The sequence below is a fragment of the Leifsonia shinshuensis genome, assembly GCF_022606355.1.
GTDB lineage: Bacteria > Actinomycetota > Actinomycetes > Actinomycetales > Microbacteriaceae > Leifsonia > Leifsonia shinshuensis_B.
This window is the reverse complement of record NZ_JAHHZQ010000001.1, coordinates 880974-900623: the sequence shown is the minus strand read 5'-3', so window position 1 is coordinate 900623 and position 19650 is coordinate 880974. Positions and strand designations below refer to the sequence as shown.

Below are 19650 nucleotides of genomic sequence, written 5' to 3'. Positions count from 1 at the left end.
ACGTCGGCCACGGTACGAGAAGGGTCGCCGACCGCCCATCCCCTTGACATCCGCGCAGTTGCGTGGCCGCAAGCGACACGCCTAGCGAGTGGCCTGATGTCTGTCAACCCCTTGTTGGGGTCATGGGCAATCTGCCTACCCTGAGGCACGAATCGAGGCAGAAAAACTCTGTGCACGATGGGATGGGATGACACGATGACGACGCTCGAAGTGACCAATGATCCAGTTCGCGACTACCTCAATTCGATCGGGAGGACCCGTCTGCTCACGGCGGACGAAGAAGTCGCCCTGGCCAAGCGGATCGAGGTCGGCGTGCTCGCCGGCGAGCGGCTGGCCACCCGACCGGATCTGACCCCGCGCGAGCGGCGAGAACTGCAGTACCTGGCCGACGACGGCAAGCGCGCGTTCGAGCGCTTCATCGAGGCGAACCTCCGCCTCGTCGTCAGCATCGCCAAGCGGTACGCGGGACGCGGTCTCGCCGTCATGGACCTGATCCAGGAGGGCAACCTGGGCCTCGTCCGTGCAGTCGAGAAGTTCGACTACCGCACAGGGAACAAGTTCTCCACCTACGCCACCTGGTGGATCCGCCAGTCGATCCTCCGCGGCATCGCGGACACGGCCCGCCTGATCCGGATCCCGGTGCACACGGTGGAGAAGATCGACAAGCTCGACAGGATCCGCCGTGACCTGGGCGGCGAGCTCGGCCGCACGCCCACGCTGGAGGAGATGGCGGAGGCCGCCAACCTGACCCCCGCCGAGGTGCACAAGCTGCGCATGAGCGACTCGGAGACCGTGTCGCTGGCCGTCCCGGTGGGGGAGAACGAGGGCGCGGAGCTCGGCGACCTGATCGAGGACGGCGACGCTCCCGGGCCGTCCGAGTCGGTCGAGGTCGAGTTCCGCCACCGCGACCTGGAGGATCGCCTCCGCGACCTCCCGCCGCGCGACGCCAAGGTGGTGCGGATGCGCTTCGGCCTCGACGGCCAGAAGCCGATGACGCTCGACGAGGTCGGCGAGGTCTACGGCATCACCCGCGAGCGCGTGCGCCAGCTGGAGACGCGGAGCCTGAAGCGGCTGCGCTGCCCGGAGCTGCTCGAGTACCTCCGCTGAGGGACCGGACGGACACGAACGGGGAACCCCGGGCTCAGGCGAGCTCGGGGTTCTCGTGTTCGGCGACAGCCTGATCGAACGGGATGTCGCCGGGGCGGTCTCCTGGATCCGCCTCCTCGGCGCCTGCCTCCGCGTCTGCGGGCGCGGCGACGGGCTCGGCCACGGGCGCCTCCGCTGGCGCGGCGGGTGCGGCGACCGGTTCTTCTGCTTCCGGTGTCATGGCGCGCCTCCAATTCCTGCCATGATCAGGGCCCACCATAAGCGCGTGGTGGGAGCCGATCAAGCCATCGCTGAGGTTCTCTCAGCCAGTTCGTGGCTGGAGCGATGGCCGGTGCGTCCCCGGGGGTCGCCTCAACGGCCGGGGGGAGCGTCCGCGTTGACCTCGTCGGCGCCGAGGGCGCCGATCTCCTCGGTCAACTGCAGCCCCTGGGCGCTGTTGGACGAGAGGGTGAGTGCCTCCAGCCACGCTTTGTTGATCTTCGGCGGCCTCCCGCCGCTGTAGCGGAACAGGAGCGGGATCGCCGGGTCGATCCAGATCGCGCTGCGGCCGTCGCCGACCGACTGCTCGTCGCGCCACGAGAAGAAGAACCCCTCCTTGCGGCGCAGCTTGAGGCCGACCACGATCTGCAGGTGCGCGAGGATCCGATCCTCGAAACCGATCTCGGTCGTCCCGCCGTAAACAAGCTTGCCCATGCCAGAACCGTACCCGACGGTCGGTGGATGAGGCATCGGAGGGAGGGGTATGTCCGCCGTCGCCCTGCCGTCACTCGGGCGGAGCGCTGATGAGCGTCGTCGCGCTCAGGTCGTCGAGGAACCGGGTGACGATCTCGCGTTCCTCGGGGCTGAGCGCGCGCGCGACCTCGAAGCGGCGGGCGTGCTGCAACCCCATGGTGCGCCGCACCTGACGATGCGTCTCCGGCGTGATCTCGACGGTCACGGCCCGGCGGTCCGTGGGGTGCGGACGCCGCACGATGTGGCCCGCGCGCTCCAGCCGGTCGAGCAGCTTCGTGACGGAGGCGGTGGAGACGTGGAGGTGCTCGCTCAGCGCGCCCGCGGTCACCGCGACGTTCGCGTTCATGGAGGCGATGATGTACCGCAGCGCCTTCATGTCGGTCTCGTTGAGCTGCAGGGCGGTGCGCGACTCGAGGTTGAGCCGCTGCTCCGACTCCCGCCAGCGGCGCACGGCGTCGAGCACGCCGATGACCTGCTGGAGTTCGTCCTCGGCGAGGTCGTCGTGGCGCACGAGCTCCTGTCGCGGGTCGATGACGCGCGGGTCGATCAGCGCTCCGGAGATGCGACGCGCCTCGTCCTTCGAACTCATGCGCACATCCTATTGCCGTCCATAAGAAGCGTGCTAGGTTATTTACTAACCTGGCTAGGTAAAGGAGGGCTGTATGACCCGGCTCCATCCGGACGTCGCGGACGTCAGCAGCCCGGCGGACAGCCCGGCGGAGACGGTCGCGGACGCGATCGAGTCGGACCTGCTCCTCGTCGAGCACGAGTTCTCGGCCTTTCTCGCCGCCCGCCGGGCCGAGGCGGCCGGGTACGGCGATGGATACGTCCGGCTCTGGCAGAGCGTGACCGAGTCCGCCCGCGGTGGCAAGCGCCTGCGGCCCCGCCTCGTGCTGACCGCCTATCACGGTCTGAACGGAGGCGGCAATCGGTCGGACGCCGTGCAGACCGCCCTGGCCTTCGAGCTCCTGCACACCGCGTTCCTGCTCCATGACGACGTGATCGACGGCGACACCGTGCGCAGGGGCCGGCCGAACGTCGCAGGCGAGTTCAGCGCCGACGCGCTGTTCCGCGGCGCCGACGAGCCGCGTGCACGGCTCTGGGGCCAGTCGGCCGCCATCCTCGCCGGCGACCTCCTGCTCCACGCCGCCACCCAGCGGGTCGCGCGTCTGACCACCCCGGAGCCCTCACGCTCGCTGATCCTCGACCTGTTCGAGCGTGCGGTGTTCGTGACGGCCGCCGGCGAGCTGGCCGACGTCGGCCTGGCGGCCGGGCTGTCCGACGGGCGGATCGACGACGTCCTCGCGATGACGGAGGAGAAGACCGCCGAGTACACGGTGGCGGCGCCGCTCGCGGCCGGGGCGGCGCTCGCCCGCGCGGACCCGGAGCTCCGCGACCTCCTCGCCGGCTACGGGCGGCTCGTCGGGACGGCCTTCCAGCTGGGCGACGACCTCCTCGGCGTGTTCGGAGAGGAGGCCGTGACAGGCAAGAGCGCGAGCAGCGACCTCCGCCAGGGCAAACAGACCTCGCTGATCGCCTTCGCGCGCGGCACCCGCGAGTGGCCGGCCATCCAACCGCTGCTGGGCCACCCCGACCTGAGCGCCGCAGAGGCGGCGGCGGCGGGCGCTGCGCTGGAGCGCTGCGGGGCGCGGGCGTTCGTGAACAGTCTGATCGCCACGCACGTCGCGGCCGCGATCGCGACCCTCGACTCGCCCCTGGTCCCCGCCGACCTCGCCGCGACCCTCGCCCGGCTCGCGCACAGCTGTGTCGGGCGCACGTCATGACGCGCCTCGTCCCGCCGCCCGCGAGCTCCTCGTCCCCGCCGACGGATCTCGCGCTCTACGGACATGCGGCTCACCGCAGCGCCGCCACGATCATCCACGAGTACTCGACGTCGTTCGGCATGGCGACGCGCCTGCTGTCGCCCGCCGTGCGTCCAGGAGTGGAGGACGTCTACGCCCTGGTGCGGGTGGCGGACGAGATCGTCGACGGGGCCGCCGCCGAGGCCGGGCTGTCTCCGGCGGAGATCGCTGCAGTGCTCGACGCTCTGGAGGACGACACCGAGCGCGCGATGAAGGCCGGGTACAGCGCCAACGTCGTCGTGCACGCCTTCGCGCGAACGGCGCGTGCCGTGGGCATCGGCACCGACCTGACGCGGCCGTTCTTCGCGTCGATGCGGCGCGACCTCGATCCTGTCGACTTCGGCGCCGACGAGCTCAGCGCCTACATCTACGGCTCCGCCGAGGTCGTCGGCCTGATGTGCCTGGCGGTGTTCCTGCACGACGCTCCCGTGCCCGACCCCGTCAGACAGCGCCTGGAGGCCGGCGCGCGACGTCTCGGGGCGGCGTTCCAGAAGCTCAACTTCCTGCGCGACCTCGCAGTGGACTACACCGAGCTCGGCCGGAGCTACTTCCCCGGCATCGACCCGGCCCGGCTCACCGAACGCCAGAAGCTCGCCCTCGTGGTCGACATCGACTGCGACCTGGGGGCCGCCGCCGACGCCATCCCGGAGCTGCCGGAGAACTGCCGGCGCGCGATCCTGGCGGCCCACGGCCTGTTCTCCGAGCTGAGCGATCGCATCCGCGCCACTCCGGCCGCCGACCTGATCGCCCGCCGGGTGAGCGTTCCCACGCACATCAAGCTGGCCGTCCTGGTCCGGGCGACCGCGGGGGCGCTGCGGTGACGGCGCCCCCGGTCGGAGCGCGCGCCGACGGGCGGCGCCGCGCCGTCGTGATCGGCGGCGGTGTCTCGGGACTCGCGACCGCCGCCCTGCTCGCCCGCGAGGGGCACCGGGTCACCGTGCTCGAGCAGCGGGACGCGCTCGGCGGGCGGGCCGGCCTGTGGGAGTCCGGCGGGTTCCGCTTCGACACCGGCCCGTCCTGGTACCTGATGCCGGAGGTCTTCGACCACTTCTTCCGGCTGCTGGGCACGAGTGCGCAGGAGCAGCTCGGGCTGGTGACCCTCGATCCCGGCTACCGGCTGTTCGCGGAGGGGGCGGACGCACCGCTCGACATCCGGGCCGGCGCAGCGATGAACCGCGCCCTGTTCGAGAGCATCGAGCCGGGAGGCGCCGCGGCGCTCGACCGCTACCTGGTCGGCGCCGCCGAGACCTACCGGCTCGCCGTCGACCGCTTCCTCTATGCGACCTACGCGTCCCCGCGTCCGCTGCTCGACCCCGCGGTCCTGCGGCGACTCGGCCGGCTCGTGCGATTGCTCGTCGAACCGCTCGACCGCTACGCCGCCGGCTTCGTGAACGACACCCGCCTCCGCCAGCTCCTCGGGTATCCCGCCGTCTTCCTCGGCACGTCGCCCGGACGCGCCCCGAGCATGTACCACCTGATGAGCCACCTCGACCTGGACGACGGGGTCCGCTACCCGATGGGAGGCTTCGCCGAGCTCGTCGCGCGGATCGCGGCGCTCGCCGAGGCCGGGGGAGCGGAGCTCGTCACGGGCGCGCGCGCCGTCGCCATCCGCACGGAGGCCGGCAGACGCCGGGCCCGGGTCTCCGGTGTGGAATGGCTCGACCGGGCGGGCGCCTCCCGATTCAGCGAGGCCGACCTCGTGGTCTCGGCGGCAGATCTGCACCACACCGAGACGCAGCTGCTGCCTCCCGGGCTGCGCACGCACCCCGAACGCCGCTGGCGCAGCCGCGATCCCGGTCCGGGAGCCGTGCTGGCGATGCTCGGCGTGCGCGGCGACCTGCCGCAGCTGGCGCACCACAACCTGTTCTTCACGGCCGACTGGGAGGCCGGTTTCGCGCGCGTGTTCGGATCGCGCCCCGGTATCCCCGACCCGGCATCGCTGTACGTCTGCAAGCCGAGCGCGACCGACCCCGGCGTCGCTCCGGCGGGCGACGAGAACCTGTTCCTCCTCGTTCCCGTCGCCGCCGACGTGTCGATCGGCGCCGGCGGTATCGACGGTGCGGGCGACCGCCTCGTCGAACGCACGGCGGACGCGGCGATCGCGCAGGTGGCGGCCTGGGCGGGCATCCCCGACCTGGCCGAGCGGATCGTGGTGCGTCGCACCGTCGGTCCCGACGACTTCGCCCAGCGCTACAACGCGTGGCGCGGCGGCGCCCTCGGACTGGCGCACACCCTGCGGCAGAGCGCGTTCTTCCGGCCGGGCAACGCCTCGCGCAGAGTCGACGGTCTCCTCTACGCCGGCTCGTCGACCATCCCCGGCATCGGGCTGCCGATGTGCCTGATCAGCGCTGAGCTGGTCGTCAAGCGCCTGCGCGGCGACGACTCCGCGGAGCGGCTGGCCGAGCCGCTGACCGAGCCTCTGGCTCCAGCCGGGCGGGCGGGGCGCGTGCCGTGAGCCTCGCCTACCTCGCCTGCCTCCTGGTCGTCTCCGGTGCGCTCGTGCTGCTGGACCGACGATTCGTCCTGGTCTTCTGGCGGGATGTCCGGCGCGCCACCGCGACGCTGCTCGCCGGGCTGGTCTTCTTCCTCTGCTGGGACGCCGCCGGGATCGCGCTCGGGGTCTTCGAGCGTGGCCGCTCGCCGTTCATGACCGGAGTCGAGCTCGCCCCCGAGCTCCCGCTGGAGGAGCCGGTCTTCCTGGCGTTCCTCTGCTATCTGACGCTGATCCTGCTCTTCGGCGTGCGTGCCGTGCTCGACCGCCGGGAGCGGCGCCCATGACCTACCTCTTCCTGGACCTCGTCTTCCTCGCCGTCGCGGCCGCCGTCCTCGCGGTCGCGCTTGTCTGCACACCCGATCGCGCAAGGCTCGTGCGCCGGTGGTGGCTGCCCGCGCTCGTCTCCGGTGTCGTGCTGCTGGTTCTCACGATCGTCTTCGACAACGCGATGATCGCCGCGGGCCTGATGACGTACGACCCGCACACGGTCTCCGGAGCCAGGATCGGCCTGGTCCCCGTCGAGGATCTCGCCTACCCCGTCGGCGGGCTCCTGATCCTCACCGGCGTCTGGGTCCTGCTGCGGCGGAGGGCGGCGTGACCACGGCCGTCGCCCCGTCGCTGCTGCGCCAGCTGGTGCTGGCCTCCCGCCCGCTCAGCTGGATCGATACCGCGTTCCCGTTCGCCGCCGCCTACCTGCTCACCACGGGGCACGTCGACGCCGTGCTCGTGGTCGGCACGCTGTACTTCCTGGTGCCGTACAACCTCGCGCTCTACGGGATCAACGACGTGTTCGACTACGAGTCCGACCTGCGCAACCCGCGCAAGGGCGGCGCGGAGGGCGCACTGCTCGACCGGCGCGTGCACAGGGCGACGCTCGTCGCCTCCGCGGTGACGAACGTCCCCTTCCTGGTGTTCCTCGTCGCGGTCGGCCCACCGCTGTCGTGGCTGGTGCTCGCGGCGGGCATCTTCGCGCTGCTGGCCTACTCGGTCCGGGGCCTGCGCTTCAAGGAGGTGCCGTTCCTCGACTCGGCGACCTCCAGCACGCATTTCGTCGGCCCGGCGCTCTACGGTCTCGTTCTCGCCGGAGCGGTGTTCACGCCCGGGCTGTGGCTGGTGCTGCTCGCGTTCTTCCTGTGGGGCATCGGCAGCCATGCGTTCGGCGCCGTGCAGGACATCGTGCCGGATCGGGAAGCCGGTCTCGCGTCGATCGCGACGGTGCTCGGCGCCGCCTGGACGACGCGTTTCGCGATGGCCGCGTGGACGGCCGCAGGGCTGGCGATGCTCGGCACGCCCTGGCCCGGGCCGGTCGCCGCGCTCCTGGCGGTGCCCTACCTCCTGACCGCCGCGCCGTTCTGGTCGCTGCCGGACGAACGCGCGAGCGCCGCCAACCGGGGTTGGCGGCGCTTCCTCTGGATCAACTACGCGTGCGGATTCGTCGTGACGCTGCTGCTGATCGCCGTCGCGCTCGGCCGGGCGTGACCACCTAGTCCCTCGGGATCAGCTGCTGCAGGCTCCAGCCGTTGCCGTCCGGGTCGGTGTAGTAGACGAAGCGTCCCCAGGACTGCTCGTCGACGCCCTCGGCCTCCACCCCGTTCTCGCGCAGGTGGGCGAGCGCCTCGTCGGCGTCCGGAATGACGATCTGCAGACCCTTCATCGTGCCGGGGACCATGTCGGTCAGTCCCTGGCCGAACGCGATCGAGCAGGCCGACCCGGGAGGCGTCACCTGCACGAACCGCAGCGTGGGGGAGACGACCTGGTCGAAGTCGGCGTTCCAGCCGAGGGCGTCGACGTAGAAGGCCTTGGCTCGATCGACGTCGGTGACGGGGACGATGATGAGTTCGATGCGCCAGTCGCTGATGGTCATGATTCCTGCCCTTTCGGTTGTCCGTTGCAGTGATTCCAGGCTAGGTGGGATAGCGGTCACTTACCGTCCTCAATCACACTCCGTCCACATCGGAAATCAAGGGAATTCGCGGATCGGCCCGATAGTGTCGTGAACCATGACCGACAGTCCCGCCGCGCCGAGCCCCTACGAGGTGCTCGGCGTCAGCGCGACCGTCAGCCAGGACGAGTTGCGTCGCGCCTACCGGCGCCTCGCCCGCGCCACGCACCCCGACACCGGCGGAACGGCAGCGGCCTTCCAAGCGGTGCAGACCGCCTGGGAGCTCGTCGGCGACCCGGAGGACCGCGCGCGCTACGACCGTGGCGAGAGCCTCGTGGTCGACGCCGTCTCCGGCGAGTCCGGCGGCGGAAGCTTCAGCGCGACCTTCCACCCGACGCGAGCCTCCGCGCGCGGTGCCACCGTGCGGGCGCGCAGTTACGGGCACCCGGGCGGACGTGCGCGCGAACGGTTCCTCACACTCATGCGCGAGTGGATGGGCCGCGGCTCCGAGGCCGACCCGTACGACCCCGCGCTGGTGCGCTCGGCACCGCGCGAGATCCGCATGCTGCTGGCGGAGGCGCTCGCCGAGGAGGCCACGGCCCGCGCGGTCTCCGGTCTCGGCATCGGCTTCACGATCTGGAACGACGTCGCCGTGCACGCGGCGACGGACGCCAAGCTCGACCACATCGTGCTCGGCCCTGCCGGCCTGTTCGCCGTGCGCTCCGCCGACTGGGGGAGCGAGGTGAAGCTCGCCAAAGGTGAACTCACGGGTGCAGGCATCCGCCGCGACGAGCAGCCGTTCCACGAGCTCCACGCCTCGGCCAAGAGTTTCGCGCGCCAGGCCGGTGTCCGCTTCACCGGCCTGATCGTCGTCGTCCCCGACGACGCGCTCGCCGTCCCGTTCGACGTCGTCCAGCGCGGGCGGCTGTCCGGCTCCTTGGTCGTGCGGCGCTCGCTGCTGCCGAAGGTCCTGCGCGACGGCGCCAACGCAGCGGGACGCGAGAGCGTCGACCGTGCGTTCGAACTGCGGCCCCGGCTGCAGGAGGCCGTCCGCTTCGTCTAGACTCCCGGCCGGCTCGGGGGCAGAGTGGGACCCATGGTCAACACCCTCGAGATCTTCAGCGGATTCAGCGTGAACGACATCGACGCGGCGCGCACGTTCTACCGGGACGCGCTCGGCCTCGACGTCACCGACGGCCCGATGGGCAACCTCGATATCGCCCTCCCCGCCGGCAGCCACGTCTTCGTCTACCCGAAGCCCGACCACCAGCCCGCGGGTTTCACCATCCTCAACCTCGTCGTCGCCGACATCGACGCGGCCGTCGACGACCTCAACGCGAAGGGCGTCGTGACCAAGATCTACGACGACGAGGCCCTCCCGACCGACGACAAGGGCATCGCGCGCGGCAGGGCGGTGAACCGCGGGCCGGACATCGCGTGGTTCCGCGACCCGGCAGGCAACGTGATGTCGGTCCTGCAGAACTGACCGGCGGTGACCTGCCGCGTTCAGCGCAGCCGGTCGCGCAGGCCCATCGCGTCGTAGGGGGCGCGCACCTTCAGATCGTTGTCGAAGTAGGCGAAGACGTCGCGTCCGGCGTCGAGGTGCTCGCGCAGTTCGCCGGCCCAGCGGTCCAGCGCCTCGTCGGTGTAGCCGCTGGCGTACAGCTCCTCGTCGCCGTGGAGGCGCACGTAGACGAAGTCGGTCGTCACTTCGCGGATGACGGGGTAGCGGCCGGCGGTGTCCGCGAGGACGACGGCGACACCGTGGGCACGCGCGATCCTGACGAACTCGGGGTCGGCGAAGCTCGGGTGCCGCGCTTCGACGGCGTGCCGGAGCGTCCGCTCACCCCCGGAGGTCAGATCGACGCGGCCCTCCTCCAGCGTGGTCTCGGCGGCGAGAGTGCGCGCCTCCGCCGCCGTCGAGGGGAGCAGGGCGAGGAACGCGTCCAGCGCCTCGGGGTCCAGCGGCAGGTTCGGCGGAAGCTGCCAGAGCATCGGACCGAGCTTGGGCCCGAGTGCGAGCACGCCGGACGCGAAGAAGCCGGCCAGCGCCGCCCGCGCGTTCCGCAGCCGCAGGATGTGCGTGATGTAACGGCCGCCTTTGACCGAGAAGACGAAGTGCTCCGGCGTGTTCTCGGCCCAGGACCGGTAGCTCGACGGCTTCTGCAGGGCATAGAAGCTGCCATTGATCTCGATCGAGTCGAGCTTCGACGACGCGTACTCGAGTTCGGCACGATGCGGCAGCCCCTTCGGGTAGAAGACGCCGCGCCAGGGCGGATACGTCCACCCGGAGATGCCGATCCGCGCCACCGCCATCAGCGGCCCCGCAGCTGCTCGAGCAGGCGCCGGTCGCGCTTGGTGGGTCTGCCGGCGCCCCGCTCGCGGGTGATGTCCGACGGCGCCTCGGTCTTGGGCGGGGGAGGCGGAGTCCTGTCTTCGAAGCACTCGGCGGCGATCGCGGCACCGACGCGCTTCACGATGAGCCTGCGCGCGATGTAGATCTTCTCGCTCCCGCCCACGAACGCGCGGACCTCGTCGCCGACCTTCACCTGCTGCGAGGGCTTCGCGCGGTCGCCGTTGACCTTCAGATGGCCGGCCTTGCAGGCGTCCGACGCGGCGGACCGGGTCTTGTAGAGGCGCACGGCCCAGGCCCAGGCGTCGACGCGGACGCTCGTCATGGCCGCAGAGCTGGCTCCGCGGCGGCGGGCGCCACGGCAGCGTCCTCCTCGGCCAGCTGCGCCTTCCACTTCACGAGGCTGCGCACCGTGCGGCTGCGGTCGTTCGCGAGCGTCTCCATCACGTCCGCCGGCACGGAGTAGTTGACGGCAACCCAGCCTCGGACGGTCTCCGATCGGTCGCTCGCGAGCGAGCGCAGGATGTCGCAGGGTGTCGCCTCGTTCTTGGCCACGCAGCCGCGCACACCCTCGTCCGGATCGTTCGCCAGCGTCAGGAACAGGTCCTCCGGGGTGTTGTAGCTGGAGGCGACGGCCTCCCGGATCTTCGGGTTCGGGTCGGCCGCGAGCAGCCGCAGCCTCCGCAGCTTGCTCTCGGTGAACTCCGGCGCAGGATGCAGTGCTGCGGCCTCCTCGGCGGTGAGCATCGCGGGACGGTGGTCGCGCATGGCCTGGCGCTGGGCGGGCGTGTTGAAGCGGATGCAGGACATATCCCAACCGTACGCGCTGGATCCATCGAAAGGTGGAAGCGGCTCTCACCCGCGTCGCGTTACCGTAGATGCATGGAATCCCTGCTCCGACGGCTCGACCGGCTCGCGGGCGGACGCCTCGCCGGTTACACCGTTCCGGAGGAGGGCCGCGACCACCCGCGCACCCGCCGCGCCTTCATCGTCATCGCCTGGCTGCTCGTCGCCGAACTCGTCATCGGCACGACGGCGGTCGTCATCGCCCTCGTCCTCACGCTCGACGGTGCGGCCGTGCCGTTCGCCGTCTGGATGCGCTCCGTGGTCGTGCTCGGCATGACCGTCACGCTGTTCTACTTCGCCTGGCGCGCCCAGAAGGGCTACTACTGGGCGTACTCGCGGCTGCGGCTGTTCTCCAAGATCTTCCCGGTCGTGACGCTCGTGATGGCGGCGATCCCCGGGCTGTACCCGTTCTGGATGGTGACGGAGCAGATCGTGTTCAGCCTCATCCTCATCGGCGTCGCCGACTACCTCGACTCCGACCACATGCGGGAGGCCTTCCCGCGGCCGGCGCGCGCCGTCACGACCGCGCAGTGACCGTCTCGCCGCCGCGGCGCGGGAACCACGGGACGATCGGCGACGTGCGCCGCTGGTAGTCCGCGTACTCGGGATAGCGCGAGCGCGAGATGCTCTCCGTGAACACGGTCGAGCCGATGAACAGGCCGGTCAGCAGCAGCGGGCCGATCACCGTCCACTGCAGGATCGAGCCGGCGGCAGCGCAGCCGAACAGGAAGACGACCCACCACTGCGCCTGCTCGAAGAAGAAGTTCGGGTGCCGCGAGAGCCGGAACAGCCCGGTCTGCAGGAAGCGCGGGCTCGGCTGCCGGCCGGCGGCGGTCTCCCGCTTCTTCCACTGGTGGAAGTTCCACTGCTGCTGGTCGGCGATCGTCTCTCCGGCCAGGAACAGCAGGAAGAGCACGGTGCAGACGATATCGAGCGCGTTCAGCGGTGTCGGGTGCAGGTACGCGGTCCAGGCAGGCAGCGTGATCAGCAGCAGGAGCACGTTCTGGTAGATCACGATGAAGAACAGGTTGAACAGGGCGAACGCGCCGCGGCCCATCCGGCCGCGCAGCACCTCCCAGCGGTAGTCCTCCCCGCCGGGCGCATAGCCGCCCTTGCGCGCGAAGTTGAACGTGAGCCGCGCGCCCCACAGCGTGACCAGCCCCGCCATCAGGTTCAGCCGTGCGTCCTGGAGGCCGGCCGCGCCGGCGAACACCCACACGTAGGCCACGGGCACGACGGACCAGATCCTGTCGACCCAGGAGTGCTCACCGGTGATCAGCGAGAGCACCCAGGTGGCGGCGCACACGCCGATGAGGATCCACAGACAGACGAAGAACGGCTCCACGCCCCACATCCTAGGGGGGACATCCGCGCGCGATGGGGGACAAGCGGTCACTAGAGTGGAAACGTGGATGGTGTCGGCGCGGTGAGCTCGCGCGTGTGGACGGTCCCGAACGCTCTCAGCTTCTTCCGGCTCGCTCTGGTTCCGGTGTTCCTGTGGTTCGTGATCGTGGGAGACGACGCGCTCGCGCTCGCCGTCCTCGTCGTGTCGAGCATCACCGATTTCCTCGACGGCTGGCTGGCCAGGAAGCTGAACCAGGTCTCGCGACTCGGCCAGCTCCTCGACCCCGCGGCCGACCGCCTGTACATCTTCGCCGCGCTCGTCGGCCTCGCCTGGCGGGAGGTCATCCCCTGGTGGCTGGTGGCCGTCATCGTCGCGCGCGACGTCATGCTCGCGGTGCTCGGCATCATCCTCGCGAACCACGGCTTCGGACCGCTCCCGGTGCATCACCTCGGAAAAGTGGCCACCTTCTGCCTGTTCTGGGCGCTCCCGCTCCTGATGCTGGGCGAAGCTTTCGCGCCCCTCGCCCCCTACTCCCTGCCGCTCGGCTGGGCGTTCGCGCTCTGGGGAGCGTTCCTGTACTGGTGGGCCGGAATCGTCTACATTCGCGAGACGGCCCGCGTCATCCGTCTTCCGGCCGATGACAGCGGCCCACATTCCGATAGGCTTGATCGAGAGGAGGTTGACGGTGCCTGACGAGAACAAACCTGCCGAGAGTTTCCCTGCCGGAGACGACGACGGTCGCGACGCCGCGAACCCCCTGCGCGATTCCGCGACAGGGAACGAGGACACGACAGCGCGCTTCGGCGAGGAGTTCGTCTCCAAGATGTTCCCGGTCGACGGTGAGATCAGTCCGGAGGAGCAGGAGGCGATCGCCGCCCTGCCGTCCGGCTCGGCTCTCCTCATCGTGCGACGCGGGCCGAACACGGGAGCGCGCTTCCTGCTCGATGCCGACGTGACCAGCGCCGGACGCCACCCCAACGCCGACATCTTCCTCGACGACGTGACGGTGTCGCGTCGTCACGCGGAGTTCACGCGTCGCGGCACGGCCTTCGAGGTGCGCGACCTGGGGTCGCTCAACGGCACCTACTACGACGGCGTGCGCATCGAGAGCGCCCTGCTCAGCGACTCGTCCGAGGTCCAGATCGGCAAGTTCCGGCTCACGTTCTACGCGTCCCGCCAAGACCTCGCCGCCGCGGCGAACGGCTAGGGCCGCTCTTCGTGGCCCGGCAAGCAGCGAGAGCCCCGGCCGCCTCGCCCGCACTGCTGTCGATCGGCCAGGTCCTCGCACGGCTCACACCGGAGTTCCCCGACCTGTCGTCGTCGAAGCTCCGGTTCCTCGAGGAGCGCGGGCTCGTCACCCCGTCGCGTACCGCGTCGGGCTATCGCAAGTTCTCGCCGGCCGACGTCGAGCGGCTGCACACGGTTCTCGCGATGCAGCGCGACCACTACCTCCCGCTGAAGGTGATCAAGAAGTACCTCGCCGAGGTCGACGCCGGCGGCGACCCGCCGATCCCCGGTGGTGCGTCGGCCTCGTCGGCCACGTCGATGCTGTCGGCCGGGCGCCGCTTCAAGCGCGACGAACTGCTGCGCGAGGCCGGGGCGAGCCCCGAACTGCTTCAGGAGGCCGTGAGCGCCTCCCTCATCGTGCCCGCCGAGGTCTACGGCGAAGAGGCGCTGACCGTGCTGCGTGCGCTGGCCGAGCTCGCTCGAACCGGGATCGGGCCGCGCCATCTGCGCGGATTCCGTGCTGCAGCCGAGCGCGAGATCGGCCTGATCGAGACTGCTCTGGTGCCGCTCGCGCGGCGCAACGACGTCACGTCGCGTCCGCAGACGGCCGAGCTGGCACGCGAGATCGCCGGTCAGCTCGACGTCGTGCGCGGCAGCATCATCCGCGCCGCTCTCGAGCGTCTGCGACCCTGAGCCCCGACACGCCGACGACGATTGTCGGATGTCGTTGCCCGGGGACCGGGGGATGGGTACCGTTGATGAAGCGGCTCATTCGGAGACGCAGGATCCGATGGACCCGGGCGAGAGGCAGGCAGCATGAGCGAATTGAGTCGTGACAGCGACGCCGCCCGGTACGACCTGGGCCTGCTGTTCACCGACGGCCTGCCCGAGATGGACGACGCCAACGGCTACCGCGGTGCCGTCGCCGCCCGCGCGGCCGGCATCTCCTACCGCCAGCTGGACTACTGGGCTCGCACCGGCCTCGTGGAGCCCACCGTCCGCGGCGCCGCGGGTTCGGGATCGCAGCGCCTCTACGGCTTCCGCGACATCCTCGTCCTCAAGCTGGTCAAGCGACTGCTCGACACCGGCATCTCGCTGCAGCAGATCCGCACCGCGGTCAACCAGCTGCGCGAGTCGGGCGTGAACGATCTCGCCCAGACCACCCTCATGAGCGATGGCGCCAGCGTCTACCTCTGCACCTCCAACGACGAGGTCATCGACCTCGTCAGCCGCGGCCAGGGCGTGTTCGGCATCGCCGTCGGCAAGGTGCTGCGCGAGGTGGAGTCGTCCCTCGTCGAGCTCGACACCCAGGGCGACGACCTCGACGAGCTCGCCGCGCGCCGCGCCGCCAAGTTCAAGGCCTCCTGAGGCGCAGCGCCTCCCGCACCGCCGAGCACGCGAACCGTCTGCGAGCTCGGAGGTGTTCGTCGATTCCGGGGCGTCTCCGGCGGGTCAGGAGCCCGCGACGGCGTACTCGCCGATCTTCGCGGTGCGGAGGACGCGCTCGAGCAGGAGGTCGAAATTGTGCGCCATCTCCTGCGCACTTTCACCCGGCCAGACGTGCAGCGGCTTCGCCGCACCCTGCGCCTGCTGCAGGGAGGTGCGCTCGGGGAGCTGGGGCGAGAGCACCAGCGGGCCGAACATGTCGCGCAGCTCCTTGATGCGGAACTGGTGCTCCAGCGACTGGACGCGCGCCCGGTTCACGATGATGCCGAGCGGCTGGAGGCGCGGCGAGAGGCCGCGGCGGATCTCCTCGATCGCGCGCAGTGCGCGGTCGGCGGCGGCCACCGAGAACAGGCCGGGCTCGGTGACGACGGCGACGCGGTCGCTCGCGGCCCACGCCGTTCGGGTGAGCGCGTTGAGCGAGGGCGCGCAGTCGATGAGCACCAGCTCGTAGTCGTGCTCGACGTTGGCGAGGGCCTCCTCGAGCTTCCAGATGTCGCGGATGCTCGGGTGCGGACCGTCGAAGTTGATGGCCGACGGGCTGCCGATCATGACGTCGACCTTGCCCGGGCGGCCCTTGGTCCAGCCCGACGGCGCGATCGCCGCGCGGACGATCTTCTCCTTGGGCGAGGCGAGCACGTCGGCGACGTTGAGGTGACCGGCGACCTGGATGTCCATGCCGGTCGAGACGTCCGACTGCGGGTCGAGGTCGACGACGAGCGTCCGGAGCCCTTTCGCGAAGGCGGCGGAGGCCAGACCGAGCGTCACCGTGGTCTTTCCGACACCGCCCTTGAGGGAACTAACGCTGAGTACGTGCACGACAGCCACGTTACCTTCACTAGTCTTGGAGTACCTAACCGTTTGCTGTGTGGTGCCGACCCCTGCTCGAAAGGTCCCCATGTTCCGTAAGATCCTCGTTGCCAACCGCGGTGAAATCGCCATCAGGGCCTTCCGCGCCGCCTATGAACTGGGCGCCGCCACGGTCGCCGTCTTCCCTTACGAGGACCGCAACTCGATGCACCGGCTGAAGGCGGACGAGGCTTACCAGATCGGGGAGCCCGGACACCCGGTGCGCGCCTACCTCGACGTGCAGGAGATCATCCGCGTCGCCAAGGAGTCCGGCGCCGACGCCATCTACCCCGGCTACGGCTTCCTCTCCGAGAACCCCGAGCTCGCTGACGCCGCCCGCGCCGCGGGCATCGCGTTCATCGGCCCGCGCGCCGAGGTGCTCGAGATGGCCGGCAACAAGGTCACGGCCAAGGAGCACGCGATCGCCGCGGGCGTCCCCGTCCTGAAGTCCACACCGCCGTCGCGCGACATCGAGGAGCTGCTGGCGGGCGCCGACGAGATCGGGTTCCCGATCTTCGCCAAGGCGGTCGCGGGAGGCGGCGGTCGCGGCATGCGCCGGGTGGCCCGCAAGGAGGACCTCCGCGCGTCGCTCGAAGAGGCCATGCGCGAGGCAGACAGTGCGTTCGGCGACCCCACCATGTTCCTCGAGCAGGCCGTCCTCCGCCCGCGCCACATCGAGGTGCAGATCCTCGCCGACGGCACGGGCGACACCATCCACCTGTTCGAGCGCGACTGCTCGGTGCAGCGCCGCCACCAGAAGGTGGTGGAGATCGCGCCGGCCCCGAACCTCTCTGACGAGATCCGTCAGTCGCTCTACCGCGACGCCATAGCCTTCGCACGCTCGATCGGCTACGAGAACGCGGGCACCGTCGAGTTCCTGCTCGACACCGCGGGCGAGCGCGCCGGCCAGCACGTGTTCATCGAGATGAACCCGCGCATCCAGGTCGAGCACACGGTCACGGAGGAGATCACCGACGTCGACCTGGTGCAGTCGCAGATCCGCATCGCGGCGGGCGAGACGCTCGCCGACCTCGGCCTCAGCCAGGACTCGGTGCAGATGCGCGGTGCGGCCCTCCAGTGCCGCATCACCACCGAGGACCCGACGGCGAACTTCCGTCCGGACACCGGCAAGATCACGACCTACCGTTCGCCCGGCGGCGCCGGCATCCGGCTCGACGGCGGCACGATCAACCCGGGCGCGCAGATCAGCCCGCACTTCGACTCGATGCTCGCCAAGCTCATCACCCGCGGCCGCGACTTCCCGGCCGCGGTGCTGCGGGCACGTCGCGCGCTGGCCGAGTTCCGGGTGCGCGGCGTCGCCACGAACATCCCGTTCCTCCAGGCGGTCATGGAGGACCCGGACTTCATCGCGGGCAACGTCTCCACCTCCTTCATCGAGGAGCGCCCGGAGCTCTTCAAGGGCCGCGCCTCCAAAGACCGCGGCACCAAGGTGCTCAACTGGCTGGCCGACGTCACCGTCAACCAGCCCAACGGTCCGCGCCCCGAGGTCGCGTCGCCCGTCGAGAAGCTCCCGCGCCTCGACCTGAGCGTGCCGGCGCCCGCCGGCTCGCGGCAGCGGCTGCTGGAGCTCGGCCCGAAGGGCTTCGCCGACGCGCTGCGCGCCCAGACCGCCCTCGCGGTCACCGAGACCACCTTCCGCGACGCCCACCAGTCGCTGCTGGCGACGCGCGTGCGCACCAAGGACCTCCTGGCGGTCGCGCCCTATGTCGCGCGGCTGACCCCCGAGCTGCTCTCGGTCGAGGCCTGGGGAGGCGCGACCTACGACGTCGCGCTCCGCTTCCTCGGCGAGGACCCGTGGGAGCGTCTCGCCTCCCTGCGCGAGGCGCTGCCGAACATCAACATCCAGATGCTGCTGCGCGGCCGCAACACCGTCGGCTACACGCCGTACCCGACGCAGGTGACCGACGCGTTCGTGCGTGAGGCCGCGGCGACCGGCGTGGACATCTTCCGCATCTTCGACGCCCTCAACGACGTGTCCCAGATGCGCCCGGCGATCGAGTCGGTGCTCGCCACCGGAACCGCCGTCGCCGAGGTCGCGGTCTGCTACACGGCCGACCTCCTCGACCCGGCCGAAGACCTGTACACGCTCGACTACTACCTCCGGCTCGCCGAGCAGATCGTGGAGTCCGGCGCGCACATCCTCGCGATCAAGGACATGGCGGGGCTGCTGCGCCCCGCCGCGGCCGAGAAGCTGGTCGCGGCGTTCCGCGAGCGGTTCGACCTCCCCGTGCACGTGCACACCCACGACACCCCGGGCGGCCAGCTCGCGACCCTGCTCGCGGCCTCCCGCGCCGGTGCCGACGCTGTGGACGTGGCCAGCGCGCCGATGGCGGGCACCACCAGCCAGCCGAGCGCCTCGGCCCTGGTCGCCGCGCTCGCGCACACCGACCGCGACACCGGGATCTCGCTGGCGGCGGTGGAGGACCTCGAGCCGTACTGGGAGGCCGTCCGACAGGTGTACCGGCCGTTCGAGTCGGGGCTGCCGGGGCCGACGGGCCGTGTCTACAAGCACGAGATCCCGGGCGGCCAGCTCTCCAACCTGCGCCAGCAGGCCAAGGCGCTGGGGCTCGCCGAGGACTTCGAGCTGGTCGAGGACATGTACGCCGCCGCCAACCGCATCCTGGGCCGCATCCCCAAGGTGACGCCGTCGTCGAAGGTCGTCGGCGACCTCGCGCTGCACCTGGCCGCCGTTCGCGCCGACCCCGACGACTTCGCCGAGAACCCGCAGAACTACGACGTGCCCGACTCGGTCGTCGGGTTCATGGCGGGAGAGCTGGGCGAGCTGCCCGGCGGCTGGCCGGAGCCGTTCCGCACGAAGGTGCTCGCCGGCAAGACCATCAAGGTCGGCGTGGAAGAGATCTCCGCGACCGATGCGGAGGCGCTGGAGGGTTCCAGCGCGTCGCGGCGGGCCGCACTCAACCGGTTGCTGTTCCCGGCCCCGACGCGGATCTACGAGCAGATCCGTGAGCTGTTCGGCGACCTCTCGGTCGTCGACTCGGTCGACTACCTGTACGGCCTGGGCGCCGGCGCGGAGCACGTGATCGAGTTCAGCAAGGGCGTCCGGCTCTACATCGGCCTCGAGGCCATCGGCGAGGCCGACGAGAAGGGCATGCGCACCGTCATGACCACGCTCAACGGCCAGCTGCGGCCGGTGTTCGTGCGCGACCGCAGTATCGTCGTGGAGGCCAAGGCCGCCGAGAAGGCCGACACGGCCAAGCCCGGCCAGGTGGCCGCCCCGTTCTCCGGTGTGGTCACCCTCCACGTCGTGCCGGGCGACACCGTGGCCGCGGGCCAGGCGGTCGCGTCGATCGAGGCCATGAAGATGGAGGCGGCGATCACCGCCCCCGTCGCCGGCACGATCGAGCGCCTCGCCATCCCGAAGACCCAGCAGGTGGACGCGGGCGACCTCCTGGTCGTCATCACCCCCGCCTGACCCGCCCGATAAACTGTCGCAGTCGTCTCGCGTCGAGCGGCAGAAGGAGTGACAAC

24 protein-coding genes are annotated in these 19650 nt (G+C 70.6%); 15 read left to right on the top strand and 9 right to left on the bottom strand.

Going from position 1 to position 19650, the window contains the following annotated elements; genetic code table 11:
• Window positions 1-195 precede the first annotated feature (195 nt).
• On the top strand, window positions 196-1107 hold the full coding sequence (locus KNO15_RS04290; RefSeq protein WP_241702197.1) for a sigma-70 family RNA polymerase sigma factor: 912 nt from the start codon (window positions 196-198) through the stop codon (window positions 1105-1107).
• A gap of 34 nt (window positions 1108-1141) precedes the next feature.
• Here the strand turns inward: KNO15_RS04290 and KNO15_RS04285 are convergent, their stop codons facing one another.
• From KNO15_RS04285 to KNO15_RS04275, 3 genes are all read right to left on the bottom strand, one after another.
• Entirely contained in the window at window positions 1142-1327 is a 186-nt protein-coding gene (locus tag KNO15_RS04285; RefSeq protein WP_241702196.1) for a hypothetical protein, read from the bottom strand.
• Window positions 1328-1458: 131 nt separating this feature from the next.
• A complete protein-coding gene (locus tag KNO15_RS04280) occupies window positions 1459-1800 on the bottom strand; it encodes a DUF7882 family protein (protein WP_241702195.1) in 342 nt (113 codons plus the stop codon).
• Window positions 1801-1870: 70 nt separating this feature from the next.
• On the bottom strand, window positions 1871-2428 hold the full coding sequence (locus KNO15_RS04275) for a MarR family winged helix-turn-helix transcriptional regulator (protein WP_241702194.1): 558 nt from the start codon (window positions 2426-2428) through the stop codon (window positions 1871-1873).
• A 73-nt stretch (window positions 2429-2501) separates the two neighbouring features.
• On the opposite strand from KNO15_RS04275, the gene KNO15_RS04270 reads away from it, so the two are divergent.
• The 6 genes from KNO15_RS04270 to KNO15_RS04245 are packed head-to-tail and all read left to right on the top strand — an operon-like array spanning window position 2502 to window position 7674.
• Entirely contained in the window at window positions 2502-3623 is a 1122-nt protein-coding gene (locus KNO15_RS04270) for a polyprenyl synthetase family protein (RefSeq protein ID WP_241702193.1), read from the top strand.
• Complete coding sequence (locus tag KNO15_RS04265) at window positions 3620-4522, top strand: phytoene/squalene synthase family protein (RefSeq protein WP_241702192.1); 903 nt, start codon at window positions 3620-3622, stop codon at window positions 4520-4522. Before KNO15_RS04270 ends, KNO15_RS04265 begins: the two co-directional genes overlap by 4 nt.
• Window positions 4519-6156 (top strand): phytoene desaturase family protein, encoded by a 1638-nt coding sequence (gene crtI, locus KNO15_RS04260; RefSeq protein WP_241702191.1) that lies wholly within the window; start codon window positions 4519-4521, stop codon window positions 6154-6156. The genes KNO15_RS04265 and crtI overlap by 4 nt, the downstream gene beginning before the upstream one ends.
• On the top strand, window positions 6153-6479 hold the full coding sequence (locus KNO15_RS04255) for a lycopene cyclase domain-containing protein (protein ID WP_241702190.1): 327 nt from the start codon (window positions 6153-6155) through the stop codon (window positions 6477-6479). Before crtI ends, KNO15_RS04255 begins: the two co-directional genes overlap by 4 nt.
• Complete coding sequence (locus tag KNO15_RS04250; protein WP_241702189.1) at window positions 6476-6793, top strand: lycopene cyclase domain-containing protein; 318 nt, start codon at window positions 6476-6478, stop codon at window positions 6791-6793. Before KNO15_RS04255 ends, KNO15_RS04250 begins: the two co-directional genes overlap by 4 nt.
• Window positions 6790-7674 carry a prenyltransferase gene (locus KNO15_RS04245; RefSeq protein ID WP_241702188.1) on the top strand — a complete coding sequence of 295 codons (885 nt, stop codon included), beginning with the start codon at window positions 6790-6792 and terminating at the stop codon, window positions 7672-7674. The genes KNO15_RS04250 and KNO15_RS04245 overlap by 4 nt, the downstream gene beginning before the upstream one ends.
• A gap of 4 nt (window positions 7675-7678) precedes the next feature.
• Here the strand turns inward: KNO15_RS04245 and KNO15_RS04240 are convergent, their stop codons facing one another.
• Window positions 7679-8059, bottom strand: a complete 381-nt coding sequence (locus KNO15_RS04240) for a VOC family protein (protein ID WP_241702187.1) — start codon at window positions 8057-8059, stop codon at window positions 7679-7681.
• A gap of 136 nt (window positions 8060-8195) precedes the next feature.
• Here KNO15_RS04240 and KNO15_RS04235 point away from each other — a divergent pair, with 136 nt between their 5' ends.
• Window positions 8196-9140 carry a DnaJ domain-containing protein gene (locus tag KNO15_RS04235; protein WP_241702186.1) on the top strand — a complete coding sequence of 315 codons (945 nt, stop codon included), beginning with the start codon at window positions 8196-8198 and terminating at the stop codon, window positions 9138-9140.
• 33 nt (window positions 9141-9173) lie between these two features.
• On the top strand, window positions 9174-9563 hold the full coding sequence (locus KNO15_RS04230) for a VOC family protein (RefSeq protein ID WP_241702185.1): 390 nt from the start codon (window positions 9174-9176) through the stop codon (window positions 9561-9563).
• Window positions 9564-9583: 20 nt separating this feature from the next.
• On the opposite strand, the gene KNO15_RS04225 is transcribed toward KNO15_RS04230, so the two are convergent.
• Genes KNO15_RS04225 through KNO15_RS04215 form a run of 3 tightly spaced genes read right to left on the bottom strand, consistent with a single transcriptional unit; the run spans window position 9584 to window position 11240 of the window.
• Window positions 9584-10393 (bottom strand): DUF72 domain-containing protein, encoded by an 810-nt coding sequence (locus KNO15_RS04225; RefSeq protein WP_241702184.1) that lies wholly within the window; start codon window positions 10391-10393, stop codon window positions 9584-9586.
• Window positions 10393-10755, bottom strand: a complete 363-nt coding sequence (locus KNO15_RS04220; protein ID WP_241702183.1) for an RNA-binding S4 domain-containing protein — start codon at window positions 10753-10755, stop codon at window positions 10393-10395. Before KNO15_RS04220 ends, KNO15_RS04225 begins: the two co-directional genes overlap by 1 nt.
• Window positions 10752-11240 (bottom strand): hypothetical protein, encoded by a 489-nt coding sequence (locus KNO15_RS04215; protein ID WP_241702182.1) that lies wholly within the window; start codon window positions 11238-11240, stop codon window positions 10752-10754. Before KNO15_RS04215 ends, KNO15_RS04220 begins: the two co-directional genes overlap by 4 nt.
• Before the next feature lie 72 nt (window positions 11241-11312).
• Here KNO15_RS04215 and KNO15_RS04210 point away from each other — a divergent pair, with 72 nt between their 5' ends.
• Complete coding sequence (locus KNO15_RS04210) at window positions 11313-11810, top strand: hypothetical protein (protein WP_241702181.1); 498 nt, start codon at window positions 11313-11315, stop codon at window positions 11808-11810.
• Here the strand turns inward: KNO15_RS04210 and KNO15_RS04205 are convergent.
• Entirely contained in the window at window positions 11794-12621 is an 828-nt protein-coding gene (locus KNO15_RS04205; RefSeq protein ID WP_241702180.1) for a DUF1295 domain-containing protein, read from the bottom strand. The two genes, KNO15_RS04210 and KNO15_RS04205, sit on opposite strands and share 17 nt — an antisense overlap.
• 63 nt (window positions 12622-12684) lie before the next feature.
• Between KNO15_RS04205 and KNO15_RS04200 the strand changes: the two genes are divergently transcribed.
• The 4 genes from KNO15_RS04200 to KNO15_RS04185 all read left to right on the top strand — a co-directional run bounded on the left by KNO15_RS04200 (window position 12685) and on the right by KNO15_RS04185 (window position 15216).
• Window positions 12685-13314: a CDP-alcohol phosphatidyltransferase family protein gene (locus KNO15_RS04200; RefSeq protein ID WP_241702179.1), complete on the top strand. Its 630-nt coding sequence runs from the start codon at window positions 12685-12687 to the stop codon at window positions 13312-13314.
• 64 nt (window positions 13315-13378) lie between these two features.
• Window positions 13379-13828 carry an FHA domain-containing protein gene (locus KNO15_RS04195; protein WP_241702681.1) on the top strand — a complete coding sequence of 150 codons (450 nt, stop codon included), beginning with the start codon at window positions 13379-13381 and terminating at the stop codon, window positions 13826-13828.
• An 11-nt stretch (window positions 13829-13839) separates the two neighbouring features.
• A complete protein-coding gene (ftsR, locus tag KNO15_RS04190; protein ID WP_241702178.1) occupies window positions 13840-14541 on the top strand; it encodes a transcriptional regulator FtsR in 702 nt (233 codons plus the stop codon).
• A 123-nt stretch (window positions 14542-14664) separates the two neighbouring features.
• On the top strand, window positions 14665-15216 hold the full coding sequence (locus tag KNO15_RS04185; protein ID WP_241702177.1) for a MerR family transcriptional regulator: 552 nt from the start codon (window positions 14665-14667) through the stop codon (window positions 15214-15216).
• A gap of 84 nt (window positions 15217-15300) precedes the next feature.
• Here KNO15_RS04185 and KNO15_RS04180 read toward each other — a convergent pair whose 3' ends face one another.
• Window positions 15301-16119, bottom strand: a complete 819-nt coding sequence (locus KNO15_RS04180) for a ParA family protein (RefSeq protein ID WP_208039592.1) — start codon at window positions 16117-16119, stop codon at window positions 15301-15303.
• 70 nt (window positions 16120-16189) lie between these two features.
• Here KNO15_RS04180 and KNO15_RS04175 point away from each other — a divergent pair, with 70 nt between their 5' ends.
• A complete protein-coding gene (locus KNO15_RS04175) occupies window positions 16190-19594 on the top strand; it encodes a pyruvate carboxylase (protein WP_241702176.1) in 3405 nt (1134 codons plus the stop codon).
• Window positions 19595-19650: the final 56 nt, after the last annotated feature.

Coding starts and splice junctions, on each gene's coding strand:
- KNO15_RS04285 (WP_241702196.1), bottom strand. CDS start 1,327: ATGACACCGGAAGCAGAAGAACCGGTCGCCGCACCCGCCGCGCCAGCG.
- KNO15_RS04240 (WP_241702187.1), bottom strand. CDS start 8,059: ATGACCATCAGCGACTGGCGCATCGAACTCATCATCGTCCCCGTCACC.
- KNO15_RS04220 (WP_241702183.1), bottom strand. CDS start 10,755: ATGACGAGCGTCCGCGTCGACGCCTGGGCCTGGGCCGTGCGCCTCTAC.
- KNO15_RS04270 (WP_241702193.1), top strand. CDS start 2,502: ATGACCCGGCTCCATCCGGACGTCGCGGACGTCAGCAGCCCGGCGGAC.
- KNO15_RS04290 (WP_241702197.1), top strand. CDS start 196: ATGACGACGCTCGAAGTGACCAATGATCCAGTTCGCGACTACCTCAAT.
- KNO15_RS04230 (WP_241702185.1), top strand. CDS start 9,174: ATGGTCAACACCCTCGAGATCTTCAGCGGATTCAGCGTGAACGACATC.
- KNO15_RS04280 (WP_241702195.1), bottom strand. CDS start 1,800: ATGGGCAAGCTTGTTTACGGCGGGACGACCGAGATCGGTTTCGAGGAT.
- KNO15_RS04175 (WP_241702176.1), top strand. CDS start 16,190: ATGTTCCGTAAGATCCTCGTTGCCAACCGCGGTGAAATCGCCATCAGG.
- KNO15_RS04215 (WP_241702182.1), bottom strand. CDS start 11,240: ATGTCCTGCATCCGCTTCAACACGCCCGCCCAGCGCCAGGCCATGCGC.
- KNO15_RS04210 (WP_241702181.1), top strand. CDS start 11,313: ATGGAATCCCTGCTCCGACGGCTCGACCGGCTCGCGGGCGGACGCCTC.
- KNO15_RS04235 (WP_241702186.1), top strand. CDS start 8,196: ATGACCGACAGTCCCGCCGCGCCGAGCCCCTACGAGGTGCTCGGCGTC.
- KNO15_RS04275 (WP_241702194.1), bottom strand. CDS start 2,428: ATGAGTTCGAAGGACGAGGCGCGTCGCATCTCCGGAGCGCTGATCGAC.
- KNO15_RS04225 (WP_241702184.1), bottom strand. CDS start 10,393: ATGGCGGTGGCGCGGATCGGCATCTCCGGGTGGACGTATCCGCCCTGG.
- KNO15_RS04250 (WP_241702189.1), top strand. CDS start 6,476: ATGACCTACCTCTTCCTGGACCTCGTCTTCCTCGCCGTCGCGGCCGCC.
- KNO15_RS04185 (WP_241702177.1), top strand. CDS start 14,665: ATGAGCGAATTGAGTCGTGACAGCGACGCCGCCCGGTACGACCTGGGC.
- KNO15_RS04265 (WP_241702192.1), top strand. CDS start 3,620: ATGACGCGCCTCGTCCCGCCGCCCGCGAGCTCCTCGTCCCCGCCGACG.